This is a genomic window from Dokdonella sp. (assembly GCF_051958935.1).
GTDB lineage: Bacteria > Pseudomonadota > Gammaproteobacteria > Xanthomonadales > Rhodanobacteraceae > Dokdonella_A.
The window spans coordinates 1-5404 of record NZ_JBQCFP010000177.1; the positions used below are offsets into that span (position 1 = coordinate 1).

The 5404-nt window shown below is 70.2% G+C and carries 7 protein-coding genes; 2 read left to right on the forward strand and 5 right to left on the reverse strand.

All coding sequences use genetic code 11. From position 1 onward, the window contains the following. Window positions 1-395: 395 nt before the first annotated feature. Together ACTHK2_RS16480 and ACTHK2_RS16485 are read right to left on the reverse strand one after the other, a co-directional pair. A complete protein-coding gene (locus tag ACTHK2_RS16480) occupies window positions 396-953 on the reverse strand; it encodes a nucleoside deaminase (protein WP_440246825.1) in 558 nt (185 codons plus the stop codon). A 51-nt stretch (window positions 954-1004) separates the two neighbouring features. Continuing rightward, window positions 1005-1949, reverse strand: a complete 945-nt coding sequence (locus ACTHK2_RS16485) for a haloalkane dehalogenase (protein ID WP_440246826.1) — start codon at window positions 1947-1949, stop codon at window positions 1005-1007. A 152-nt stretch (window positions 1950-2101) separates the two neighbouring features. On the opposite strand from ACTHK2_RS16485, the gene ACTHK2_RS16490 reads away from it, so the two are divergent. After that, window positions 2102-3262, forward strand: coding sequence for an acyltransferase family protein (locus tag ACTHK2_RS16490; protein WP_440246827.1), 1161 nt, complete (start codon window positions 2102-2104; stop codon window positions 3260-3262). A gap of 7 nt (window positions 3263-3269) precedes the next feature. On the opposite strand, the gene ACTHK2_RS16495 is transcribed toward ACTHK2_RS16490, so the two are convergent. From ACTHK2_RS16495 to ACTHK2_RS16505, 3 genes are all read right to left on the reverse strand, one after another. Next, window positions 3270-3404, reverse strand: coding sequence for a hypothetical protein (locus ACTHK2_RS16495; RefSeq protein ID WP_440246828.1), 135 nt, complete (start codon window positions 3402-3404; stop codon window positions 3270-3272). A 119-nt stretch (window positions 3405-3523) separates the two neighbouring features. Then, entirely contained in the window at window positions 3524-3850 is a 327-nt protein-coding gene (locus tag ACTHK2_RS16500) for a hypothetical protein (RefSeq protein WP_440246829.1), read from the reverse strand. A 36-nt stretch (window positions 3851-3886) separates the two neighbouring features. Next, window positions 3887-4699: an AraC family transcriptional regulator gene (locus tag ACTHK2_RS16505; protein ID WP_440246830.1), complete on the reverse strand. Its 813-nt coding sequence runs from the start codon at window positions 4697-4699 to the stop codon at window positions 3887-3889. Between the two features lie 222 nt (window positions 4700-4921). Between ACTHK2_RS16505 and ACTHK2_RS16510 the strand changes: the two genes are divergently transcribed. Further along, window positions 4922-5323, forward strand: coding sequence for a DUF3224 domain-containing protein (locus ACTHK2_RS16510; RefSeq protein WP_440246831.1), 402 nt, complete (start codon window positions 4922-4924; stop codon window positions 5321-5323). Window positions 5324-5404: the final 81 nt, after the last annotated feature.

Consider the following 5404-nt stretch of genomic DNA (forward strand, 5'->3'; position numbering starts at 1 on the left):
GCGGGGGCGCCCCCCCCCGCCGCGGCCCGCGGCGTGGGGGGGGGGGGGGGGGGGGGGCTGACCCCCGTCGCGGTTGCCGGCTTTGGGGGGGGGGGGGCCCCCGCCCCCCCCCCCCCCCCGCCGGTCGCCAAAAGCACCGCGACTTCCGTCGCTCCCCAACAGCTGCGCTCTTTTGTGGGAGCGGCGCAAGCCTGGATGTTCTTCCCTCCCGGATTGTTTCAACACCGCTCCACCAGCCGGATGGTGAAAAAGGCGCTGTCCAGCGCTTTTTCAACTCAGCGAGTCCGGCGCATGTCCGGACTCGCTTCCGCGATTCAACGACGGCGTCGTCGACGCGCGAGCGATCCATCCCTGGATCGCGTCCGCAGGCTGTTTTTCAACAGCCTGCTAGGGGATCAATAACTCGTACCGCCCGCCCGCGCATAGAGATGGAACACCTCTCGCGCCTCCTCGCGCAGCACGTCGCGCATGACCGCGATGCCGCGGCGTTCGAGTTCGCCGGGCCAGTCCGCCGGCAGCGGTCCTTCGTCGAATTCGCTCAGCTCCATCACGTCGCTCGCACGCGCGCCGATGCGCATCTCGTCGATGCCCGCCCAGAAGCTCGCGCCGTAGCACTGGCAACACGGTTGCGCGCTCGTCGCGAGCACGTAGCGCGCGCCGCCCTCGTTGAGGCGCGCGCGGCGCAGGCGCGCCTGTGCGGACATGAACGCCATCATCTCCGCGTGCGCGATCGAGCACGCCTCGGGCAGCACGCGGTTGACGCCCGCGGCGACGAGGCGGCCGTCGCCGTCGAAGATCGCGGCGCCGAACGGTCCACCGCTGCGTTCCTCGACGTTGCGCCGCGCGAGCGCGATCGCGAAGCCGACCTGCGCCTGCGCATCGGCGAACACCCGGCCCGGCGGTGCCGCTTCGTCGAGCCAGGCGGGCAGGGCGAGCGTGATCGGTGTCGGCATGGCGGCGTCCGGTGGTCGAGCCGACAGCGTAGCGGCTCGCCCGGTTCCGCGTCACGAGGCCGCGAGAGCGCCGCCGTCTCCTGCGCGCAGGACGCCGTCACGGGCGTCCTGCGGCATGCGCAGCTCGCGCACGAAGGCGGCAATGGCCGCGCCGATCGCGGCCGGCGAATCCTCCTGCAGGTAATGGATGCCGGGAACGGTCACTTCGCGCTGGTTCGGCCATGAGCGGCAGAAGTCGCGCGCGCGTCCGGTCAGCAGTGCGCCCGGCTCCGCGTTGACGAAGAGCTTCGGCACCGTGCTGCGCGAGAGGCCATCGGCGTAGTCCGCGACGATCGCATCGACATCCGCGGGCGTGCCGTCGATCGGCAACTCGCGTGCCCACATCAGCGTTTGCAGCCGCGCCCTCGCACTCGCGGTCGGCATTCGATATGCGGCCATCTCGACATCGGACAGCGGTCGCAACACGCTCCTGGGTAGCACCGTCTCGACGAAGAAGTTCTCGTCCAGCGGGCGGGGCTCGCCTTGGGGCGAGCGCAGCGCGCGGAACAGCTCCGCGCGCGCGGCGGGGAAATCGTCCCAGCGGCGCGGCTGCACGAGCGCTTCCATGTACGCGATGCCTTGCACGTGCTGCGGGTGGCGATGCGCGCGATGGAAGCCGAGTACCGAGCCCCAGTCGTGCAGCACGAGCACGACCTTGCGCTCGAGGCCGAGCGCCTCGAACCAGGCATCGAGATAGCGCGCGTGATCGACGAAGCGCAACGGGCCGGAGGGTGCCGGCGACGAGCCCCCCATGCCCACGAGGTCGGGCGCGAGGCAGCGGCCGAGGCCCGCGACGCACGGCAGTACGTTGCGCCACAGATAGGACGAGGTCGGGTTGCCGTGCAGGAACACGATCGGGTCGCCGCTGCCGATGTCGACGTAGTCGATCTCGGCATCGAGCACGCGCATGCGGCGGCGGGGATGGAGGTCGTCGGTCGCGATCGGATCAGAACTCATCGGCAGGCTCCTTGATGGGGTGCGGCGAGGCTAGGCAACCGGCGCAACCCGGCGGGTTCCAGTTGTCCCGATTGCGCATGGACCAGTCGCCTGGCGCTTGCCGTCGCGTCGCGGTCGTCGCACGATCGCGCGATTCCGTGATGGGGCACCGCATGCCATACCGATCCGACGCGACGCCCGCACGCAACCCGGGCATCGACACGCTGCGTGGCCTGTCGATCCTGCTGGTCGTGCTGCACCACCTCGGCCTGCGCCTCCCGCTCAAGGCGAGCCTGCTCGGCGACGTCGTGCCGGCGCGCGTGCTCGCGGCGCTCAACTGGAACGGCTACGAGGCCGTGTTCGTGTTCTTCGTGATCTCCGGCTTCCTCATCGCGCGTCATTCGATCACGCGCTGGGGCAGCCTCGCGCGCATCGATGCCGCGGCGTTCTACGTGCGTCGCGGCGCGCGCATCCTGCCGTGCCTCGTGCTCGTCGTGCTGGTGCTGTCGCTGCTCCATCTCGCGGGTGCGGCGGATTACGTGATCGCGCGCGAGGGACAGTCGCTGCCGCGCGCGATCGTCGCGGCGTTCGGCCTGCATCTGAACTGGTACGAGGGACGCACCGGCTACCTGCCCGGTGGCTGGGACGTGCTGTGGTCGCTGTCGATCGAGGAAACGTTCTACCTCGGCTTCCCGCTCGCCTGCCTCGTCGTGCGTGGCGAGCGCCTGCTGCTCGTGCTGCTCGCCGCGTTCGCACTGACCCTGCCGATGACGCGCGCGGCGCTGCACGGCAACGAAATCTGGCAGGAGAAGGCCTACCTGCCCGGCATGGCTGCGATCGCCTGCGGCGTCCTTGCCGCGATCGTGTCCGCGCGCTGGACGGCGCGTTCGCCGTGGTTCGCGCGCCGGCTCGTCTTCACCGGTGCGCTCGCGCTCGCGAGCGTGCTGCTCGTCGAGGGCTGGTGGTGGTCATGGCTCGGCAACGGCACGATGCTCGTGCTGACCGGAGCAGTCGCGTGTATCCTCGTCGGGCTCGACGGCACCGAAGGCATGCCCGGAGCGCGCGGACTTTCATGGCTGCGCTCGTTCGGACGCCTCAGCTACGAGATCTATCTCGGCCACATGTTCGTCGTGTTCGCGGTCGTCGCGGCCTCCAAGGCGATTGCCACGCCCGCGGAGTGGAGCTTCCTCTGGTACGTGCCCGGCGTCGGACTGTCCTGGCTGCTCGGGGCGGTGGTCGCGCGTGCCTGGTCGCTGCCGTGCGAACGTTGGCTCAGGCGCCGCTTCGCGCGCAGCGCGCGTCGTCCGGCGGCGCCCGCTCTCGCGGTCGACTGAAGCGCCGTCAGGCTTCCCGTGTGCGTTCACTGCGCGGATGCCTCGCGTCGCGCGAGTGCACATCGGTCGCGGACAGCACATAGCCCTGCAGTTGCAGCAGTCCGGTATAGAGTTCGATGAGTCCACGCTTCAGGCCGCGCATGATCCGCCTCCTTCGTCTGCCGGGGTCCCGGTGACGCTACGGTAGCGAAGTGCGCGCGCTGCGCCGGTACCAGTTCGGACGAGGGCACGGGAGCCAGTCGCGCGCGCTCGATGTGCGACTCACGGCGCGGCGTCGTCGCCCTCGACGCGGTTGGTGCAGCGGCCTTCGACGCAGCTGCAGCCGCGCACGTCCGGGAATCCGCAGACGCCCTCTTCGTGGCGGGCCGCGCATTCCTCGCGCACGCGCTCGGCGAACGTCGGGCTGTCCTTGTTGACGCAGGCCGGCTGGCGGCCGCAGCAGCTGCCGATGTCCTTGATCTCGCAGTCGGCATCGACGCGGCAGCTGTAGTCGACCTCGGCCTTGATAGGTGGGCCGAGCAGGCGCGGTGCAGCGTGTGCACAGGCACACAGCAGTACGGACAGGGCGAGGGCGATCGAGGTGCGCATGGCGCCAGCATACGCCGGCCACGCCGTGACCGTGCGTCAGCCGCGCGGCGCGTTCAGGTCGCGTGCGAAATCGCCAGGCGTGCGCCCGACCAGTGCGCGGAAGTCGCGGATGAAGTGCGCCTGGTCGAAGTAGCCGAGATCGAGCGCGAGCGCGGTCCAATCGACATGACCGCCTTCGGCGAGCTGGTCGATCGCCTCGTGCAGGCGGTAACGATTGATCACCCATTTGGGGCCGACGCCGACGTATTCGCCGAACAGGCGTTGCAGCGCGCGCAGGCCGAGGCCGTGGCGCTCGGCGAGCAGGTCGACGCGCGTGAGGCCGCGGTCGGCCGCGATGCCATCGACGATCGCGGCGACGCGCGCGACCTCGGGATCGGGCGGCGGCAGGCGGTCGAGCAGGAACGCACGCACGACCTCGATCATCGCGTGTTCGTCGGCGGCGTCGAACACGCGGCGCTCGACGTCGCCGGCGGGCGCGCCGAACGCCGACGCGAGCGCGAGCGAACGATCGGTCAGGCTGGATACCGGTCCACCGAGGAACGGACGGAACCCGCCCGGCCGGAACTTCACCCCGAAGGCGAAACTGTCGCCTTCGAGAACGCGCGTGTAGCGACCGCTCGCGACGCCGTGCACGCCGGTGAGGCCGGGTTCGAACACGAGGTAAACGTTCGGGTGCGGCAGTGTTTCCTGCAGCTGCGGCGCGTGGCCCGCGAGGTTCCAGCGCACAATCCAGTAGTGCTGCACGAACGCGGCGAGCGGACCGTCGGCGGGATGGCGCGCATGATGGAACCGCCCGGCGGGTGCGAGCCGTTGCAGGATGCCGCGCGCCTGGCCGGGCCCGAAGTTCACCATCGGCGCACCGGCCCGCCTCGCGCGTGTCGCGTTTTTCCAATCCTTGCGAGGGTGTCCATGCTGCAATGCTCCCGCCGCCGAAGCGGGAGAGCAACCATGATCATGTCCAGCCGCGCGACACTCACCGCCGTCATCGTCGGCGTGCTCGCTGGCCTTGCCACGCCGACGCCTGCGCACGCGCGCGCGTCGACCGAAGAATCCGTTCCACGAGGAGCTTCCATGAAACACCACGCCACCGGGCCCTTCGACGTCCAGCTCATCCCGCAGAAGGCCGACAACCCGTACGCCGAGGGCGCGGGCATCGGCCGCCTCGCGCTCGACAAGCGCTTCCACGGCGCGCTCGAGGCGACGAGCCAGGGCGAGATGATCGCCTTCCGCACGAGCATTGCCGACTCCGCCGGCTACGTCGCGCTGGAACGCGTGACCGGTACGCTCGACGGCCACGCCGGGAGCTTCGTGCTGCAGCACAGCTCGACGATGCATCGCGGCGTCGCGGCGCAGAGCATCACGGTCGTGCCCGACTCCGGCACCGAAGCCCTCACCGGCCTTTCCGGCTCCATGACGATCATGATCGCCGCCGGTGGCGCGCATACCTACGCGTTCGACTACGACCTCCCGTAGGGCGGCACGCGCGCACGGCGGGGCGGCGAGGCGGCAGGTAAAAGTGTAACATAAATGTAGAACTCGCGGGGATGCCAAGCC

Coding starts and splice junctions, on each gene's coding strand:
- ACTHK2_RS16480 (WP_440246825.1), bottom strand. CDS start 953: ATGCCGACACCGATCACGCTCGCCCTGCCCGCCTGGCTCGACGAAGCG.
- ACTHK2_RS16485 (WP_440246826.1), bottom strand. CDS start 1,949: ATGAGTTCTGATCCGATCGCGACCGACGACCTCCATCCCCGCCGCCGC.
- ACTHK2_RS16490 (WP_440246827.1), top strand. CDS start 2,102: ATGCCATACCGATCCGACGCGACGCCCGCACGCAACCCGGGCATCGAC.
- ACTHK2_RS16495 (WP_440246828.1), bottom strand. CDS start 3,404: ATGCGCGGCCTGAAGCGTGGACTCATCGAACTCTATACCGGACTGCTG.
- ACTHK2_RS16500 (WP_440246829.1), bottom strand. CDS start 3,850: ATGCGCACCTCGATCGCCCTCGCCCTGTCCGTACTGCTGTGTGCCTGT.
- ACTHK2_RS16510 (WP_440246831.1), top strand. CDS start 4,922: ATGAAACACCACGCCACCGGGCCCTTCGACGTCCAGCTCATCCCGCAG.